At 71.1% G+C, this 17392-nt stretch carries 16 protein-coding genes; 5 read left to right on the forward strand and 11 right to left on the reverse strand.

Going from position 1 to position 17392, the window contains the following annotated elements; genetic code table 11:
- Positions 1–38: 38 nt before the first annotated feature.
- The gene (locus HEB94_RS08330) at positions 39–611 is read right to left on the reverse strand and encodes a TetR/AcrR family transcriptional regulator (protein ID WP_192749365.1); all 573 of its coding nucleotides are present in this window, start codon (positions 609–611) and stop codon (positions 39–41) included.
- Between the two features lie 91 nt (positions 612–702).
- On the opposite strand from HEB94_RS08330, the gene HEB94_RS08335 reads away from it, so the two are divergent.
- Positions 703–1074: a DUF4267 domain-containing protein gene (locus HEB94_RS08335; RefSeq protein WP_192749366.1), complete on the forward strand. Its 372-nt coding sequence runs from the start codon at positions 703–705 to the stop codon at positions 1072–1074.
- Positions 1075–1096: 22 nt separating this feature from the next.
- On the opposite strand, the gene HEB94_RS08340 is transcribed toward HEB94_RS08335, so the two are convergent.
- The 3 genes from HEB94_RS08340 to HEB94_RS08345 all read right to left on the reverse strand — a co-directional run bounded on the left by HEB94_RS08340 (position 1097) and on the right by HEB94_RS08345 (position 2768).
- Positions 1097–1993, reverse strand: coding sequence for a hypothetical protein (locus HEB94_RS08340; protein ID WP_202896221.1), 897 nt, complete (start codon positions 1991–1993; stop codon positions 1097–1099).
- Positions 1994–2253: 260 nt separating this feature from the next.
- Positions 2254–2412: a hypothetical protein gene (locus tag HEB94_RS49110; protein WP_202896222.1), complete on the reverse strand. Its 159-nt coding sequence runs from the start codon at positions 2410–2412 to the stop codon at positions 2254–2256.
- The gene (locus tag HEB94_RS08345; RefSeq protein ID WP_420481521.1) at positions 2409–2768 is read right to left on the reverse strand and encodes a recombinase family protein; all 360 of its coding nucleotides are present in this window, start codon (positions 2766–2768) and stop codon (positions 2409–2411) included. Before HEB94_RS08345 ends, HEB94_RS49110 begins: the two co-directional genes overlap by 4 nt.
- 254 nt (positions 2769–3022) lie before the next feature.
- Here HEB94_RS08345 and HEB94_RS08350 point away from each other — a divergent pair, with 254 nt between their 5' ends.
- Complete coding sequence (locus tag HEB94_RS08350; protein ID WP_192749367.1) at positions 3023–3526, forward strand: cupin domain-containing protein; 504 nt, start codon at positions 3023–3025, stop codon at positions 3524–3526.
- A 62-nt stretch (positions 3527–3588) separates the two neighbouring features.
- On the opposite strand, the gene HEB94_RS08355 is transcribed toward HEB94_RS08350, so the two are convergent.
- Positions 3589–4563: an ornithine cyclodeaminase family protein gene (locus HEB94_RS08355; protein ID WP_192749368.1), complete on the reverse strand. Its 975-nt coding sequence runs from the start codon at positions 4561–4563 to the stop codon at positions 3589–3591.
- Between the two features lie 214 nt (positions 4564–4777).
- On the opposite strand from HEB94_RS08355, the gene HEB94_RS08360 reads away from it, so the two are divergent.
- Positions 4778–7684, forward strand: coding sequence for an FAD-binding and (Fe-S)-binding domain-containing protein (locus HEB94_RS08360; RefSeq protein WP_337917520.1), 2907 nt, complete (start codon positions 4778–4780; stop codon positions 7682–7684).
- Between the two features lie 135 nt (positions 7685–7819).
- Here HEB94_RS08360 and HEB94_RS08365 read toward each other — a convergent pair whose 3' ends face one another.
- Positions 7820–11095 carry a S41 family peptidase gene (locus tag HEB94_RS08365; protein ID WP_192749369.1) on the reverse strand — a complete coding sequence of 1092 codons (3276 nt, stop codon included), beginning with the start codon at positions 11093–11095 and terminating at the stop codon, positions 7820–7822.
- 128 nt (positions 11096–11223) lie between these two features.
- Here HEB94_RS08365 and HEB94_RS08370 point away from each other — a divergent pair, with 128 nt between their 5' ends.
- Positions 11224–12354 carry an amidase gene (locus tag HEB94_RS08370; protein WP_192749370.1) on the forward strand — a complete coding sequence of 377 codons (1131 nt, stop codon included), beginning with the start codon at positions 11224–11226 and terminating at the stop codon, positions 12352–12354.
- Between the two features lie 37 nt (positions 12355–12391).
- On the opposite strand, the gene HEB94_RS08375 is transcribed toward HEB94_RS08370, so the two are convergent.
- From HEB94_RS08375 to HEB94_RS08390, 4 genes are all read right to left on the reverse strand, one after another.
- Positions 12392–13225: an NmrA family NAD(P)-binding protein gene (locus HEB94_RS08375; protein WP_192749371.1), complete on the reverse strand. Its 834-nt coding sequence runs from the start codon at positions 13223–13225 to the stop codon at positions 12392–12394.
- 139 nt (positions 13226–13364) lie between these two features.
- Complete coding sequence (locus HEB94_RS08380) at positions 13365–14231, reverse strand: alpha/beta fold hydrolase (protein WP_192749372.1); 867 nt, start codon at positions 14229–14231, stop codon at positions 13365–13367.
- A 103-nt stretch (positions 14232–14334) separates the two neighbouring features.
- Complete coding sequence (locus tag HEB94_RS08385) at positions 14335–14745, reverse strand: ester cyclase (protein WP_192749373.1); 411 nt, start codon at positions 14743–14745, stop codon at positions 14335–14337.
- Between the two features lie 90 nt (positions 14746–14835).
- Complete coding sequence (locus HEB94_RS08390; RefSeq protein ID WP_192749374.1) at positions 14836–15474, reverse strand: NAD(P)-dependent oxidoreductase; 639 nt, start codon at positions 15472–15474, stop codon at positions 14836–14838.
- A gap of 138 nt (positions 15475–15612) precedes the next feature.
- Between HEB94_RS08390 and HEB94_RS08395 the strand changes: the two genes are divergently transcribed.
- Positions 15613–16272: a TetR/AcrR family transcriptional regulator gene (locus HEB94_RS08395; RefSeq protein ID WP_192749375.1), complete on the forward strand. Its 660-nt coding sequence runs from the start codon at positions 15613–15615 to the stop codon at positions 16270–16272.
- Here HEB94_RS08395 and HEB94_RS08400 read toward each other — a convergent pair.
- On the reverse strand, positions 16229–17380 hold the full coding sequence (locus HEB94_RS08400) for a dienelactone hydrolase family protein (RefSeq protein WP_192749376.1): 1152 nt from the start codon (positions 17378–17380) through the stop codon (positions 16229–16231). The two genes, HEB94_RS08395 and HEB94_RS08400, sit on opposite strands and share 44 nt — an antisense overlap.
- Positions 17381–17392 lie beyond the last annotated feature (12 nt).

The raw sequence follows: 17392 nt of genomic DNA on the forward strand, positions 1-17392 counted from the left end.
CCGGAGTGCGGTGCCGCGCCCGGACGGGCGCGGCACCGTCAGTTCGAGAAGCGCCTGATCAGGATCGCCATCCGCCCTTCGTGCTCCTCGCGCCGCATCCGGCCGTTGCGCATCAGGGTGACGAGCCCGTGCAGGGCACTCCAGAACGTCTCGGCGAGCGCCTCCGGAGGGTCCTCGCCCGCCAACGGCCGTACCGTCTCGAGGAGTTCGGCGAACCCCTCCTGCAGGGTCGCCGGCGCCTGCGGACTCGCGAACGGCAGATCGACGGCGTGGGTGAACATCGCGTCGTACAGCGCCGGACGCCGTTCGGCGAAGGCCGCGTACGCCGCCCCGACGTCGGCGAGGGCCTGTCGGGGATCCGATGCCGAGGTACGGGCGGTGTGGAGTTCGGCCGTGAGTTCGGCGATACCCTCCACCGCCACCGCGGTCATGATCGCGTTCTTGCCCTTGAAGTGGCTGTAGAGAACCGGCTGGCTGTACTCGATCTCCTCGGCCAGCCGACGCGTGGTCACGGCGTCCCAGCCTTCGGCCTCGGCCAACTCCCGCGCCGCCGTGACGATCAGCCGTTCCCGCTCTGCCCGCTCGCGCTCTCGGCGCGTCTGGATCGACATGACCCACATCCTAGCGCCGCTAGCGTTCCTACTAGCAGCATGCTAGGTTCGCTCTCGAATCTAGCGCTGCTAGAAACAACTGGAGGAGATCGTGCTCACCCCGCTCGCCTACGGGCTCGCCATCCTGCTCAACCTGTTCGTCGTCTTCATCGGCGCGCGGTTCCTCCTGGTCCCCCGCGCGTCGGCCGCCGGCTACGGTGTCCCGGCCAAGGAGGACGGCGACGCGGCCTACCTGACCATCAAGGGCCTGCGCGACGGGACCTTCGGCATCCTCGGACTGGTCCTCCTGGCGGTCGCCGGCGCTCACGCCGAGGCGTGGTTCATGCTGGTCATCGCCCTCGTCCCACTCGGCGACACCGCGATCGTCCTGCGCCACGGAGGCACCAGGGCGACCGCCTTCGGCATCCACTTCGCCACTGCCGTGGTCGTGCTCATCAGTGCCGCCCTACTGTTCGCCGTGTGACCGGGCAGCCGCCGAACCGTTCCTAATCAGTGTCCAGGGGTGGCATCTGGTGCCACGTGCTGGAACTGCGCGCATCCCGAACGGTGTTGGATGCGCTGGTCTCCCGCGTTCGCTGAGTCTCCGGCCGGCGACGTGCATCGTGTGCACGCTCCGTGACGGGTGGGCGGGTTCCCTCACGTCCTCGTGCCTCTGGTCCGGCCTGGGCGGTCCGGTGCCCACGAGGATCGCTCTGGTCGTCGTGGGGCGGTGCCGTCCGTCGCCGGACCGGGTGCCCGAGGGCGCGTCGCCCGATCGCGATACCAGCGGCATCGTGTCGGGACATCTTTCGCTTGTTGCTGGTCAACGGCTTGCGCCAGTGCTCCTCGCCCCACATCGACGTGTACGCCGCATCGACGGCCACGATCGACAGATCCTGGGCAGCAGCCATGCTGATGAGCCGGGCCTTGAGCTTGCCGGTAGGGATCCCGGAAACGAGCTGCCGAAAACGTTTCTTGCGGCCGTGTTTCTCACGGGTCTTTTCGGCGGTGAAGTCCAGGTTCTCGATACCGATCGCAGCCACGCTGCAGCGTTTGGCCCAGTGCAGCAGGCGGCTGATGGCGTGCCGGATCTGGGCGTCACGGTGGTCGGCGGTTGCGGACAGGTCGTAGAAGAACCGCTTGGGTTCGCCGACGGGGTTGCCGTGCTGGTCGAGGTGGTAGGCGGCGAAGTGGTCGGCGTTGGTGTCCACGCCGAGGATCCCGGCGGCGCGGACCGCCTGGAGCGGGATCGTCTGGACCACCGGCCGCCTCCACGCCGCGGTGAGGTACCAGCGCCCGCGCGCCACGTCCAGGTGGATGCGGTAGGCCACGGCCTGGTTCACCGAGATTCGGTCGCGCCACTCCACGCCCCGGTGGGTGAAGGCAACCACGGAGGCCAGCACGTAACGACCGTTGCGGGCGTTGGCCAAGTGGGCGAGCGGGGCGGGCAGCTTGATGTTGATCTCGCCGTCCGGGCTGACGCGGATCGTCTCGTTGCCGAAGGGCTTGCCGGACTCCCCGTCAGCGGCGAGGAACCAGCGCTTGGCCTCCCACCGCTGCCGCCACTGGACTTCGCTGAGCTGGGCCTTATCCAGGTGTAGCGCCCACTGATCGTGGGACGCCTTCGTGATCGACCCGGCCCAGCGCGACGACTACTTCGCTGTCAGGCCCTGCTTGCGGGACGGCCCAGATGCTCACCGACCAGCCGCAACACCTTCTCATCCTCAGGCGTGAGGTGTTTGAGGCGGTCGCGTATCGCCACTCCGGACGGGCCGAGGGCGACGAACGCAGCTTCGATGGTGCGGAGCCGCTTCTTACTCATCGGCAGCCGCCCCCTCCAGGGCCCTGCGGGCGCGGTCCTTCGCCGAGGCCCGCCCGTACAGGCGGGCACACAACGACGTTCATGCGGCCGAGGCGGTCTTTGTGCTCGACCACGACCGTGGTCACCTTCGGATCGGCCAACAGACGCTGCGCTTTCCAGCGGCAGCCGTCCATGCCCGAGGCGATCTCGGATTCCATCCGCACGACCTTATGCCCAGCCTTGCCAGCCCACGCCGACAAACGCGCCGTCTGCCGCTCCAGATCGGACCTCTGCTCAGGGCAGCAGACGCGGGCATACAGACCTACACCACCAGCCACCGAGGGTGAAGTGTTCGCGTCGATGTTCACCAGGATCATGCGCGGCCCCACTCGTTCCGCAGCCACCGGCAACGAGCCCCACGGAACCAGCGGTATGCGGTCCGCGGAGCGATCCCCTGCGCGCGCCCAATCCGTCAGATTCACACACAAGACCATACAAACACGCGACACCTAAAGCACACTCATCGACAGTTATTCGAGAGCAGTAGTCGACCCTCGCCAGAGCCCCGTCAGAATCTCCCTGACGTCCACTCGACCGCGGTCCGCAACACTTCCAGTAAGGAGTCATCCAGATGTCCCTGATCGCGCCGGACTTCGACGAGTTTGTGATCGTGCGTGCCGCGGACGCCGAGGTGGTCGGCAGGACCCCGACCACCATCCAGCTGCTCGCCGACAGCAGCGCCACCGGCGGTGCACTGTCGACCGTGCGGGTCAGCCTGACGAGCGGCGCGGACGGCGCCAAGCCGCACCACCACACCAAGTCGGCCGAGCTGTTCTACATGCTGGACGGCACCGCCCAGCTGCTCTCCGGCGAGCAGGTCGTGACCGCCCAGCGCGGCGACCTGGTCGTCGTACCTCCCGGCCTCGCGCACGCCTTCGCCGCCGCACCGGGAGAGGACGCCGACATCCTCATCGTCATCACCCCGGGAGTCGAGCGGTTCGAGTACTTCCGCCACCTGGAGCGCGTCGCCTACGGGAAGGTGCCGCCCGCGAGCCTGCTCGAGGTCCAGGAGCTCTACGACAACATCTTCTGCACCAGCAGGGCCTGGGACGACGCCAGGTCCGCACAGTCCTGACGCCGGGGACCCTCCAGCCGCGTCCCCGCCCGGCGATCGCGCACCGCCGGCAACAGACCGGGTCAGCTCAACCAGTCGTACGTCGTTCCCGCACCAGCCACCCGGGCTGCCTGGTAGGCCACCCAGCTCAACGCGAGGTCCTGCCACGGCAGCCCGATCGGCGCGTAGACCGTGACCTCCTCCGCGCCGGTCCGGCCGGTGCGCGCGCCCGAGAGCACCTCGCCGAGGGTCCCGGCGGCGTGGTCGGGTCCGAGCCCGACGTTGCCCAACGCGCCGGAGGCGGACGCGAGGTCGACGTCGTCGACGAACACCCGCGCTGACGAGAGCAGATCCGCCGCCAACTCCACCTTGCCGGGTTCGTCCGCGCCCAGGGAGGTGAGGTGCGACCCGGCGGGTACGTCCGCGCGGGACAGCAGCGGCGAGCGGGACCAGGTGGCGAGCACGACGATCCCGCACCGGCGGGCCACCTCGGCCGGATCCGCCGCGACCGAGACCTCGACGCCTCCCTTCGCCGCGTGTGCCGCGGCGAACGCGCCGGCGCGGTCCGGCTCCAGGTCGTGCACGACCAGAGAACGGACCGGCCGCAGCGCCGCCAGGCCGCGCACCACCAGGCTCGCCTGTGCACCGGCCCCGATCACCCCGACCCGGTCGGCGTCGGGCCGGGCCAGCCGGTGGGTCCCGAGCGCGGCGGCCAGTCCAGTACGCCACGCGGTCACGGTCGCTGAGTCCAGGACGGCCAGCAGCTCACCGGTGGCCAGGTCGTGCAGGCACACCACCCCGCGCAGCGCCGGCCGGGCGTCGGGAAACTTCGCGTTGACCTTGACGGTGTAGGCCGGGACACCCTCGAGCAGCCCGGGGATCATCAACGCCGTCGCGGTACCCGGGCCGGGCAGGTCGGTCCGGATCCGTTGCGGCCGCACCCGCCCGGCACTGGCGGTCGCGGCACCCTGGGCGACGAACCCGCCGCGCAGCGCGTCGAGGCAGGTGGCTACGTCCAACAGTCCTTCGAGATCGGACCGGCGCAGGAGCAGTGTCACGGGAGGAAGTGCACCACAGCGGCGAACGGAACGACCGAAGCGGGACGTCGAGGACGAGCGGGACGACACGGGCGATGTGGGCGGGGTCGATCGAGGCCTACGTCACGGACACCACCCGACACCACCGGACCCGACACGTCTGGTTCGGCCGGCCGACACCGTCAGCGCACCCCGGTTCCTCGCCCGGCGGGACCGCCGTGGAAGGCTCGGAGGCGTGCAGAGCCCGACCCTGGCCCAGACCTCACCCGTCCAGCGGGAGCTCGCGAAGGTCGTCCGCGGACCCGTCCGGTTCGACGACGGGTCCCGCGCCCTCTTCTCCGCCGACGCCTCCAACTACCGCCACATGCCCATCGGTGTGGTGCAGCCCTACGACGTCGACGACGTGCTCGCCACCCTCGACGTCTGTCACCGGCTCGGCGTCCCGATCCTTCCGCGCGGCGCGGGCACCAGCATCGCCGGCAACGCGGTCAACACCGCGGTCGTGCTCGACTTCAGCCGGCACCTGAACGCCGTCCTGGAGGTCGACCCCGAACGCCGGCGGGCCCGGGTCCAGCCCGGTGTGGTCCTCGACGACCTGCGCAAGGGGGCCAGCACGTACGGCCTGACCTTCGGGCCTGACCCGTCGACGCACAACCGCTGCACGCTCGGCGGCATGATCGGCAACAACGCGTGTGGTTCCCACTCGGTGGCCTGGGGCAAGACGGTCGACAACGTGGCCGCCCTGGACGTCGTCCTCGCCGACGGCACCCGGCTCAAGGTCGGTCCCACCCCGGAGGACGAGCTCACCCGCCTGTGCGCGGAGCCCGGCCGGGTCGGCCAGCTCTACCGCGACCTGCGCGCGCTGCGGGACAAGTTCGGCCCGCTCGTTCAGGAGACCTTCCCCGACCTCACCCGCCGAGTCTCCGGCTACAACCTCGACCAGCTGCTGCCGGCCAACGGCTTCCACCTCGCCCGCGCCCTGGTCGGCACCGAGGGCACCTGCGTCACCCTGCTCGAGGCCGAGGTCGACCTCGTCGAGTCCCCGCCGGTCCGCGCCCTGACCGTGCTGGGCTTCCCGGACCAGTTCATCGCGGCCGACAACGTCGTCCCCCTGCTCGACCTCGCCCCGCTCACCATCGAGAGCGTCGACTCCGCCATCGTGGAGATCGTCCGGGCCCGCAACCCCCGCAACCCCGCACTCGACGCCCTCCCGCCCGGCGGCGCGTGGCTGTACGTCGAGACCGGCGGGGAGTCCGTCGCCGAGGCCGAGCACCGCGCCCAGGTCGTCGCGCAGACGATGGCGGGATACGGCGCGACCAGTCTGGTCGTCACCGAGCCCACCCAGCTGCGGGCGCTGTGGCGGGTCCGGGAGGAGGGCGCGGGCAGCACCACGCGGCTCCCGGACGGCAGCGAGGCCTATCCCGGCTGGGAGGACGCCGCCGTACCCCCGCAACGCCTCGGCGGCTACCTGCGCGGCTTCGACACGCTGCTGAAGGACCACGGCCGTAAGGGCATCTACTACGGCCACTTCGGCGACGGCTGCATCCACGTCCGGATCGACTTCGACCTGTTGACCAAGCAGGGCGTCGCCGGGTTCCGGCGGTTCATGGAGGACGCCGCCGACCTGGTGACCTCCCACGGCGGATCGCTGTCGGGCGAGCACGGCGACGGGCAGGCCCGCGCCGAGCTGCTGAAACGGATGTACCCGGCGGAGATCCTCGGCGCGTTCGAGGAGTTCCGCTCCGCGTGGGACCCGGCCGGGCTGATGAACCCGCACCGCATCGTCGAGCCGGCCAAGCTGGACGAGGACCTGCGGGTGTTCGTCGCGCCCCCGACGATCCGGTCCGACACCACACTGGCCTTCTCCCACGACAAGGACGGCTTCTTCGGAGCGACCCGCCGCTGCATGGGTGTCGGCAAGTGCCTGTCCGCCGACGGCGGGGTGATGTGCCCGAGCTACCGGGCCACCCGCGAAGAAAAGCACTCCACCCGCGGCCGGGCCCGACTGCTGTTCGAGATGGCCAACGGACAGGTCGTCAAGGACGGCTGGCGCTCGGAGGAGGTACGCGACGCCCTCGACCTGTGCCTGTCCTGCAAGGGCTGCAAGACCGACTGCCCCGTCAACGTCGACATGGCCAGCTACAAGGCGGAGTTCCTCAGCAAGCACTACGCCGGACGGATCCGCCCCGCCTCGCACTACTCCATGGGCTTCCTCCCGCTGTGGCTGCGGCTGTCCGCGCCGTTCGCGAAGGTGGTCAACGCCCTCGCGAAGGTGCGGCCGTTGGCGAGCCTGGCGAAGAAGGTGGGCGGCATCGCACCTGAGCGGGCCATCCCGGAGTTCGCCCCGGCGACGTTCGTACGCCGATTCCGTTCCCGACCCGCGCCCGCCAAGGCCCTACCGGCCGACGCGCCACGGGTGCTGCTGTGGCCGGACTCCTTCACCAACGCCTTCGACCCGGACCTCGGTATGGACGCGGTCGAGGTCCTCGAGTCGCTCGGCTACCGCGTGGAGGTTCCCGACGGACCGGTCTGCTGCGGGCTGACCTGGGTGTCGACCGGACAGCTGGGCGTCGCCAAGCGGGTGTTGCGGCGTACGTTGAAGACGCTGAAACCCTGGCTTGACGCGGGCGTACCCGTGGTCGGGCTCGAACCCAGCTGCACCGCGTTGTTCCGCGGCGAGCTGACCGAACTGCTGCCCGACGAGCCGGACGCCGCCACGCTGCGGGCGTCGACGAAGACGTTCGCGGAACTGCTCGCCGACCGCACCGAGGAGTTCGACGTACGCCGGCCCGGCCAGCGCGCGCTCGTCCAGGTGCACTGCCACCAGCACGCCGAGCTCGGCTTCACCTCCGACCGGAAGGTGCTCGCGGCCCTCGGCGTCGAGGCCGAGGTGCTCGACTCCGGCTGCTGCGGCCTGGCCGGCAACTTCGGCTTCGAGAAGGGCCACTACAAGGTGTCGATGGACGCCGCGGAGCGGGTGCTGCTCCCGGCCGTCCGGGCGGCCGACGGCGAGGTCGTCATGCTGGCGGACGGGTTCAGCTGTCGGACGCAGGTGCGCCAGGCAGGCGAACGCGAACCCGCCCACCTGGTCCAGATCGCGGCTCGCGCCCTCGGCGTCGGCTCGGGCGCGACGCGCTCCTGACGGCGTCGAGGTCGACGCCGCCGACCACGCGTGCACGCCGCTCCGGGAAACCGGGCACCGGCCACCTTGGGTTCAAGGGGCCGATGACCGGTCTCCCGGTTCGCGGCGAAACTCCCGGCTGGCCGGCAGGCTCGGTCAGGAACGGATCCGGGGCGTGAGGGCGGGGGCCGCCAGCCGCGGCCGCTCGACCCGGCGGGGCGTGTGGGGCGGCTGCCCCGCGAACGCCTCCAACGCCACTTCGACCGCGCGTTCCAGTTGCGGATCCTTGCCCGCGACGTAGTCCTGCGGCCGGATGTCGACCTCGATGTCGGGGTCGGTGCCGTAGTTCTCGACCCGCCAGCCGACGTCGTCGAAGGCGAAGGAGTGCTCGGGCTGGGTCGTGATCGTCCCGTCGGCCAGAGCGTGCCGGGGGGAGATGCCGATCACGCCGCCCCAGGTGCGCTTCCCGATCAGCGGGCCGAGCCCTCTCATCTTGAAGGCGTGGCAGAAGATGTCGCCGTCGGATCCGGCCCACTCGTTGGTCAGCGTGACCAGCGGCCCGCGCGGCGACTCATAGGGGTAGGGCTCGGGCTCGGTCCAGCGGGAGAAGTCGTAGCCGAGCCGGCGCCGGGCGAGCTTCTCCAGCAGCAGGGCGGAGACGTTGCCGCCGCCGTTGAAACGGACGTCGACGACCAGCCCCTCCCGGTCGTACTCGCGCAGGAAGCCGCGGTGGAACTCCGCGAACCCCCGGCCACCCATGTCGGGAATGTGGAGGTAGCCGACCCGGCCGCCGGTGCGTTCGGCGACGAAGGCGCGGTTGGCCTCCACCCAGTCGCGGTAACGCGCCGCCCGCTCCGAGCCGATCGCCCGCACGCTCACGGTGCGGGGCTTGTCCTCACCGCGGACGAGGGTGAGCTGGACCTCCTCCTCGGCCTGGTTGACCAGGGGTGCGCCGGGCGGCAGGTGGGTGCCGTCGGCGGCGGTGCCGATGGGCTGGCCGTTGATGGCGAGGACGACGTCGCCGATCGCGACGTCGACACCCGGACGGTTGAACGGGGAGGTCAGGTCGTCGTTCCAGCGGTCACCGCCGAGCAGGTGCCCGATCCGGTAGCGGCCCGACTCGACGTCGAACTCCCAGTCGACACCGAGGAAGCCCTGGTCGTAGTGGGGTCCCGGGCGGTAGGCGCCGCCCATCTCGTAGGCGTGGGAGGTGCCGAGCTCGCCCTGCAGCTCCCAGATCAGGTCCGACAGCTCGGCCCTGGTGGAGACCCGGTCGACCAGCCGCAGGTAGCGGTCGTAGATGTTCGCCCAGGCGACGCCGGACATGTCGGCCACCCAGAAGTGGTCGCGCTGCAGCCGCCAGGTCTCGCGGAACATCTGCCGCCACTCCGCGCCCGGGCGCACCGAGACCTTCACCCGGGACAGGTCGATCCAGCCCGTCGCCCGGCGCGGGTCGTCGCCCTCCTCGGCCGGCTTCTCACCGGCCCGCAGGACCCGCAGCCGCTCACCGGCGAGGTAGAGCAGCGTGTGCGCGCCACGGTCGAGACTGAAGTCGCTCAGCCCCTCCAGCAGGCGTTCCTTCTTCTGGCTCTCGAAGTCGTAGACGTCGAGCACCGCACCGCCGCCGTCGTGACCGCCATGCTCGGAAGCCTCCGGCGCGTCCTGCAGAGGCCAGCTGGAGAAGAGGACCTTCCCGCGGATGCCGGCGATCCGGTGGTAGCGGCCCTCCGGCACCGGGAACGCCAGCACCCGGTCGGCCAGGCCCTCGACGGCGATCTCGACCGGCTCCACCCGCTCCTTGTCGGCCTCCTCCTCGACCTTGCGTTCCTCCTCCGCCTTCTTCTGGGTCGCGGCTGCCTCACTCACCACCGGCCGCGGTTCGGGGACGAACGGCGAACCGACGTCGCGGCGCAGCGTCACGACGTAGGGCCGGGTGCCGAGCGGGAACCCGGCCGCGAACTGCAGCGCGTCGTGCACGGGCACGAAGTCGCGCTGTCCGATGAAGTAGAGGTACTTGCCCTCCGGGTCGAAGCTCGGGGAGTGGTCGCTCAGCACCGGCCGGGAGGCGGGCCACGTCTGACCGGTCTCGACCCGGCACAGCACGATCGCCCTGGTGTTGGCGGACTCCGGCCGCGCGTAGGCGATCCACCGCCCGTCCGGCGCCCAGGTCACGCCGCTGATCGAACCGTGCGGGGACTGGTCGATCACCCGCACCGCCGGCGTCTGCGCGGCGAGGTCGACCAGCGCCACCTCGTTGCGGTGGTTGGTGAGCGCTACCTGATCGCTGTGCGGGGAGACCTCCAACTCCACGACCCGACCGACGTCGAGGTCGTCCAGCCAGCGGGCCGGGACGCTCCCGTCGGCGGTCAGGATGACCAGCCGCTCCTCCTCCCGGTCATCACTCGCGGCCGCCACCAGCCGGGCGTGGTCACCGAGCCAGGTGAGCAGGCGGTAACGGACACCGTCGGGTTCGCCGTGCTGGCGTACGGCGCCTTCCCAGTGGGCGAAGGAGAAGGCCTTGCCCCGGGTGGTGATCGCGAGGTCGCTGCCGTCGGGTCCCAGGCTGGCGGAGTCGAGGTAGAGGCCCGCGGGCACGAACTGCCGGTTGCGCTGGGTGCGTGAGCTCCCGAGCTGGACCGGGATCAGGCGCGGCTCGTCGGTCTGCGGGTCGAGGAGGTACAGGTCGCCCGCGTGGTGGTAGACCAGCCGGCTCCCGTCGGTGGACAGGTTGCGGGCGTAGTAGTCGTCGTGGTCGGAGTGGCGGCGCAGGTCGTCGCCCTGCGGCGTACAGGAGTAGATGTTTCCGACGCCCTCGTGGTCGGAGAGGAAGTAGACCCGTTCACCCACCCAGCAGGGGCTGGCGATGTTGCCGGGCAGGCTGATCAGCGGCCGGAAGTCACCGCTGCCGGCAGGGTCGGTCCACAGGTTGCCGGCGGTGCCGCCGCGGTAGCGCTTCCAGCGGGCCGGGTCGGCGGTGTTGCGGCCGAGGACCACGCCGCCGGAGGGACCGAACGCGATCGACTGGGCCTGGCCGTAGGGGAGTTCGGCGCTGGGCCCACCAGCGGCGCTGGTCCGGCGCAGCCGGTATTCGTCGACGGGGCGGCCGGTCGTGCTGGCGTAGACGATCGTGTCGTCGTCGAGCCAGCCGGCGATCGTGCACCGGGCGGCCTCGAAGGTGAGCCGCTGGGCGACCCCGCCGGTCGCGGGCATGACGTAGACCTCGCCGGGGCCTTCCTCCTGACCGACGAAGGCGAGGCGGGTGCCGTCAGGGGAGAGCCGCGGCCGGGTGGCCTCGGCCACCCCGGCGGTCAGCCTCCAGGCCCGCCCACCCTCGACCGGGACGCTCCACAGGTCGTCCTCCCCGCAGAACACCACCATGTCGCCGTTGATCGTCGGAAACCGCAGATAACCCGCGTCACCGCTGCCGCCCATACGTGGTTTTCCTCCTGCCGACGCCGGCACATCGAACCGAGTCTCCGAGCCTATGCCGCCATTCCGACAACCCGGGATCTCCGACCCGCCACCCGGATCGAGGTCGCGGGCGGCATGATGATCGCACCATGGACGCCACCTGGATCCTCCGCTTGGACGCCGTAGGCGACGGCCCCCGCATCGCGGTCAAGGACTGCATGGACGTCGCGGGTACGCCGAGCACCGTGGGCTGCCGCGTCATCGCCGCGGACGCGCTCCCGGCCACCCTCGACGCACCCGTCGTGGAGACCGCCCGCCGGCAGGGCGCCCGGATCGTCGGCAAGGCCAATCTCGTCGAACTCTGCCGGCACGCCGACGGCATCAACCCCTGGACGGGAACACCGGTCAACCCGCTGGACTCCGCCCGCGTCCCCGGCGGCTCCTCCAGCGGCTCCGCCGTCGCGGTGGCCGAGGACGAGGCCGACATCGGGTACGGCACTGACACCGGCGGCTCCGTCCGGGTCCCAGCGGCCTGCTGCGGCCTGGTCGGGTTGAAGACCACCGCCGGCCGGATCAGCACCCAGGGCGTCTTCGAGTTCTCCCGCACCCTCGACACCGTGGGCCCGCTGGCGCGCGACGTGGCGGGTGCCGCCCTCGGGATGGCGATGCTGGAGCCGGGGTTCACCATCGCCGAGCCGCCCACGGGGACACCCCCACCGCTCGCTCGGCTCCGCCTGCCCGACGTCGATCCCGCCCTCGACGCCGCGATCGACGACGCGTTGCGGACCGCCGGCCTGCAGACGACCGACGTACGGCTGCCGCAGTGGCGGTCGTGGATCACCGCCGCCAAGGACCTGGCGTCGGCGGAGGGCTACTGGGCCCACCGCCACCTGCTGGACCGCTCCGAGCATCTGGAGGACCGCCACGCCGGCGGCATTCGGCAGGGACGGGACTTCACCGCCGCGCAGGTCCTCGCCTGCCGGCGTTCCGGCCGAGCGGCCAGCGCCCACCTGAACGCGCTGCTCGACCGGTTCTCCGCGCTCGCGCTCCCCACGCTCGCGTTCGAGCCACCGCGCATCGGTGAGGTACGCCGCGGCTCGATGACCTACCTCACCGCGCCCTTCAACCTCGCCGGACTGCCCGCCCTGGCTCTGCCGGTCCCCCGTGGCGCCGGTGCGCTGCCGGCGTCGCTGCAACTCGTCGGCGCGGCCTACACCGAGGAGTCGCTGCTCGCCCTCGGCGCACACGTCGAGGCCGCCCTCGCCGCCAACCGACGCTGACCGGCGGTACGCATCGGGCGCTGCACTGACGGACACCTCAGCGGAAGGCGTCCACGTGCTCCTCGACCCAGGAGCGGAACGTCCGCGCCGGCCGCCCGAGCAGTTGGTCGACGGTGTCGGTCACCCGCTCCGGTGAATCCACGAACGACTCCCACGCCCTGAGCCGGGCCTCCACGAACGCCGCGTTTCCCCAGGCGGCGGTCAGCTGTTCGCGTGCCGTCTCCGGCGGCAGGTCCTCCCACCGCACTGCTCGCCCGACCACCTCGCCGATGAGCTGGGCGAGGCCGGCCTGCGTGATCGACTCCGGTCCGGTGATCACGTACCTCGCACCCTCGTGCCTGGCGGAGGTGAGCGCCTGGACGACCACGTCGGCGATGTCGCGCTCATGGATCAACGACCTCGACGCCTGTCCGTAGGGCAGCCGCACGACCCCCTGCCTGATCTGGTCGGCCCACGCGAGAGTGTTCGTGGCGAAGTCGATGGCCCGTACGAACGTCCAGCTCAGACCGGAGCTTCTGATCAACCGCTCGTTGTCCTGATGGAAGGACGTGGCCTGTTCTCCGTCGGCCAGGTCAGCCACGTCGGTCGAGAGGTACACCACCCGCTCGGCGTGCTCGGCGATCAGCTCGATCACCCGCGGTTCCACCGGTATCCCCGGCCACATCAGGTAGACGCGTTCCACACCGCGCAACGCGGGCTCCAAGGTCCGCGGGGACGACAGGTCGCCCACCACCACGTCGACCCCGTCGGGCAGCGAGGCCGTGTCCGGGTCGCGTACCAGCGCCCGCGTTTCGAACCCCTCTCCTGCCAGCGAGGAAACCACGTGCCCACCCACACTGCCGGTCGCGCCGGTCACCAAAATCCTGCTCACACCCAACACCCAGCGCTGGCCGCCGACCGGTTCTTCCCTGAGCGTGGTGCCGATCTCGAACTCTGGGCCGAACCCACTGGCAGCGACCGCCCGGCTTGCACATCTCGAGCCGCGCGAACCGGACGGACGTGTGCCGCTGTCAGTCGTCCTCGTCGAGGATTTGACGCAGCGTGGCCGCGAAACCGTCGGGGTCGCCCTTCATGCCGAACTCCCCGCCGGCGAATCCGGCGTGGTGGCTGGGGAAGGTGACGGCCTTCGTACCGAGCCGCTCCGCGACAGCTTCACCCGCCCGGTGGGCCAGCTCCCCCTCCGACTCGGATCCGACACCGAGGACGATGCGCGTGGAGGCCGCGCGCAGAGCGTCGACGTCGTGCTCGTAGTGCGTGCAGCTGAGGAGGTTCTGGCCCAGCATCACGTCGTCGCGGGAGCCGTCGTCCTCGCTCGGCAACCCGAAGTCGGCCGGGCGCGCCGGCAGTTCGGCGAAGTCGGCCGGGACCGGGCCCCGCAGACCGACGACCACGATGAACTTCGCCATTCCCGGGCCGAAACCGTCCCGCTGGTAGGTCTGGTGAATGTTCACCACCGCCGCCAGCGCCTCCGCCCGGTCGGGCAGGACCGTGGCCGCCGGCGGCTCGTGCGCCACGAGGGTCCGCACCTGCTCCGGATGCCGGGCCACCAGCACGAGCCCGTTGACGGCGCCGCCGCTGCTGGCGAGGATGTCCACCGGCCCACCGCCGAGCGCGGAGATCAGCCGGTGCAGGTCGTCCGCGTGTTGGTCGGGGGTGGACTCGCCGCTGACGCTGCGCTGGCTTCGCCCGGCTCCACGCGGGTCGTAGGTCACCACCGTCCGGTCCTGGAAGTGTCCGACCAGGCTGGCGAATCCGCTGGCGTCCATCGGCGAACCGATCATCAGCAGGATCGGCGCGGTGCTCGGCTCGACCTCCCGTACGTCGTAGTGCAGGACGGCGCCGGGCACCTCGAGGGTGTGGGTCTTCGGGTCGGTCATGGGCTGGCCCCTTTCGTGGTCGACGAGCGTTGGACCGGTGGGAGCGGTGAAACTCATCGGTCGAGCCTGTCGCCGGGCGCGTCGACCTGGGCGCCGAACACGGTCAGGCCGCGCTCGCGGCCGCCTCGATCAGGCCGGGATGGTCGATCAGTGGCCACAGTTCGGCCAACCGTCCGTCGACGACGCGGAAGATGACGATGGCGTGCAGGGCGACACCGGCGCCGGTCGGCGGGATTCCGAAGTACTCGCCGGTGTGCCTGCCCCGCATGGTCCAGCGGACCGCCACCCGGTCGCCTTCGGCCACCAGGTCGTCGATCTCGAAGGTCGAACCGTCGAAGCCCGCGCGTAGTCGCTCGCCGATCCCCGTCAACGCGCGCGGTCCCCTCGGTGTGCCGGGCGCCCCACCGTGGACGACGAAGTCGGCGGCGACGATCTCCTGGGCCACCTCCGGCCTGTTCTGGTTGAGCACCTGCTCGTAGAAGCGACGTACGACAGCCTTGTTCTCCTCGGTCATGGCCGAGTCTCCTGTCTGGGTCGAGTTCGCTGGGTCGAGTCGTCTGGGTCGAGTCGTCTGGGTCGAGTCGTCTGGGTCGAGTCCGTGGGATCAGTAGCCGATGCCGACCGTGGTGCGGAACGTGGCCGGATCGGTGAGCGTGCGCAGCATCTCCGCGGCGAGGTCGGCCCGGGAGATGAGGTGGCCGCCGGGAACGTTGCGGCCGAGCGCGGTGCGGTAGGTGCCGGTGGCCGGCTTGTCGGTGAGCCTGGGTGGCCGCACGATCGTCCAGTCCAGGTCGCTGCGCCGCGCCTCGCCCTCCATGACGGCCAGATCGGTGTAGAGGTCCTTCAACACGGCGCGCAGGACCTTACGGATGGTGAGCCGGTAGAGCACCTTCTCCCCGGCGTCGTGGTCGGGTACGGGTGCCGCGCTGACGGCGACGAGGCGACGGATGCCGACTTCGCGCATCGCGGCGATGACGTGGGCCACGCCGGGACCACAGACCGGGCCGTCCCTGCGACTGCGCGGACCGACGGTCGAGAGGACCGCCTCGGCGCCCGACACCGCCTGCTCGACCGAGGCCCGGTCGAGGATGTCGCCGCACACCACCCGGAGCCGGTCGTGGCGCAAGGTGATCTTGACGGGATCGCGGGCGACGGCCGTCACTTCGTGCCCCTTGGCCAGTGCGAGTGGGAGGAGATGAGCCCCCACACCACCGGTCGCGCCGAAGACCGTGAGTCGGGGCATCGGAGCCCCACCGGCGGCTTGCCTCCCCATCGCTGAACCAACCTCCCACTGTGGTGAGTAAGTGTTCACTCACTACCATGGTGAGTGTCCACTCACTAACCTGTCAAGCAGAATCTTCGAGAGGAGAAACGCGACCGCATGCCGCTTCCCGACGAACTCACCGGCGAACTCCGGCCGGAGAGCTCACCCACCCGGTCCCGGATCGTCGACGCCGCGGCGGAGGTGATCGCGACCCGAGGGCTCGCCCACACCACCACCAAGGAGATCGCCCGCGCCGCCGGCTACTCCGAGGCCACGCTCTACAAGCACTTCCGGGGCAAGGACGAGCTCGTCTTCCGGGTGATGCGCGAGCGGCTGCCGACCGGGTTCATCGAGACGCTGGCCGAGCTGCCCACACGTGCGGGCAAGGGCAGCGTCCGTACCCAACTGGAGGACGTCGTACGCCAGGCGGTGACCTTCTTCGTCCAGAGCATCCCGATGATGTCGGCGCTCTTCGCCGAACCCGCCCTGCTCACCCGTCACAAGGAGGCACTCCAGGCGTCCGGCCTGGGCCCCCACCACGCCAACCGGGCGGTCGCCGGCTACCTACGGGCCGAGCAGCGCTCGGGTCGGGTGGCTTCTGGCGTACGCCCCGACGCGGCGGCCGCAATGCTGCTCGGCGCCTGCTTCCAGCGCGCGTTCCTGGAGCACTTCGTCGGGGAGTACGCCGTCGAGACCTCGGTGGAGAAGTTCGCCCGCGACCTGGTGAGGTCGCTCATGGAAGGCGCGCGCCCGCGAGCTGACGACCAAGCCAGCTGAACGCCGAGGCCTGCATCGCCAGGTCGAACTTGTGCGGCCCGTCGTAGAACTCCCCGACGTAGGCGTCGGGACGGCCCGCGCCCTGGTAGTGGGCGGCGATCGCCGCGTCCGCCGCCCGCATCCCGTCCAGGGTGAACAGGTCGTCCTCCCGGTCGTACTGCACCAGCAGCGGCGAGGGGGCCCGGCTCGCGGCGAGGTCGGGCCAGTCACACAACCGGGCAAGACCGGGCGGGAAGAACATCCAGGTGTGGTTGTCGACCAACCGGTCCAGCAGGGCGGCATGCGTGCTCATCATCCCGACGACCACGGCGGCTCCGATGTCGTCGCAGGTCGCCTGCAGCAGGGCGGCGCGGCATCCGCCGCCCGAGAGTCCCACGCATCCCAGCGGTCCGGCCGCGACGTCGGGTCGGGACCGCAGGTAGGCGGCGGCCGCGCGGTCGTCGCGCGCCACCAGGCCCGCCACACTGGTGCCGAGCACCGTGGCGTACTTCGCGACCAGGTCCTCGTGCAGGCGGGCGGCCCGCTCGTAGGTCTCCTCGGGGTCACCGGCGCCCGCGCCGTCGGCGTGGCCCGCGTGGTCGGCGAGCGCCCGGACGCGGGCGGGCATCGCCTCGACCGGAAACCGCCGGCTGCTCCACAGGAACGCGTCGGGGACGACGACCACGAAGCCCTCGGCGGCCAGGGCGTTGGCGAAGGCCCGCCCGCCGTAGGCCTTGTCCCGGAGCCGCCGCACCGCGGCCGGGGCGGAGTCCGGACCGTCGGCGATCTTCTCCTTGCCGTAGGTCTTCACACCGTCGTGGCTGTGTAGGGCGACGACGCCGGGGAGGGGCCCGGTGGCACCGGCGGGCTTGAGGACGTAGGCGTGGGTGCGAGGGCCGTAACCGACCGACCAGGACAGCTCCTCACCGGCGACGCCGTCGCGTTCCCAGCTTGTCTCGACTCCGATGTCGCCGGGGAGGGCCGGAGCCTCTCCCCGCACGTCGGCGGAGAAGCCGAGGACGTCCGCGATCGCCGCGCGCAGCCGCTGCCCGGGCTGGACCTGTGGGCGCAGCCGGGCCTCACGTTCGGCCAGTTCGACCATGTCCTGGTAGGCACCGAGGTGCTCCACGTCCGACCTCCT

This window comes from Actinopolymorpha pittospori, from assembly GCF_014873875.1.
Taxonomy (GTDB): domain Bacteria; phylum Actinomycetota; class Actinomycetes; order Propionibacteriales; family Actinopolymorphaceae; genus Actinopolymorpha; species Actinopolymorpha pittospori.

Bases quoted from the DNA above. Each gene is read 5' to 3' on its own strand.
- HEB94_RS08330 (WP_192749365.1), bottom strand. From the start codon at position 611: ATGTCGATCCAGACGCGCCGAGAGCGCGAGCGGGCAGAGCGGGAACGG.
- HEB94_RS49110 (WP_202896222.1), bottom strand. From the start codon at position 2,412: ATGAGTAAGAAGCGGCTCCGCACCATCGAAGCTGCGTTCGTCGCCCTC.
- HEB94_RS08345 (WP_420481521.1), bottom strand. From the start codon at position 2,768: ATGATCCTGGTGAACATCGACGCGAACACTTCACCCTCGGTGGCTGGT.
- HEB94_RS08350 (WP_192749367.1), top strand. From the start codon at position 3,023: ATGTCCCTGATCGCGCCGGACTTCGACGAGTTTGTGATCGTGCGTGCC.
- HEB94_RS08365 (WP_192749369.1), bottom strand. From the start codon at position 11,095: ATGGGCGGCAGCGGTGACGCGGGTTATCTGCGGTTTCCGACGATCAAC.
- HEB94_RS08370 (WP_192749370.1), top strand. From the start codon at position 11,224: ATGGACGCCACCTGGATCCTCCGCTTGGACGCCGTAGGCGACGGCCCC.
- HEB94_RS08380 (WP_192749372.1), bottom strand. From the start codon at position 14,231: ATGACCGACCCGAAGACCCACACCCTCGAGGTGCCCGGCGCCGTCCTG.
- HEB94_RS08385 (WP_192749373.1), bottom strand. From the start codon at position 14,745: ATGACCGAGGAGAACAAGGCTGTCGTACGTCGCTTCTACGAGCAGGTG.
- HEB94_RS08390 (WP_192749374.1), bottom strand. From the start codon at position 15,474: ATGCCCCGACTCACGGTCTTCGGCGCGACCGGTGGTGTGGGGGCTCAT.
- HEB94_RS08395 (WP_192749375.1), top strand. From the start codon at position 15,613: ATGCCGCTTCCCGACGAACTCACCGGCGAACTCCGGCCGGAGAGCTCA.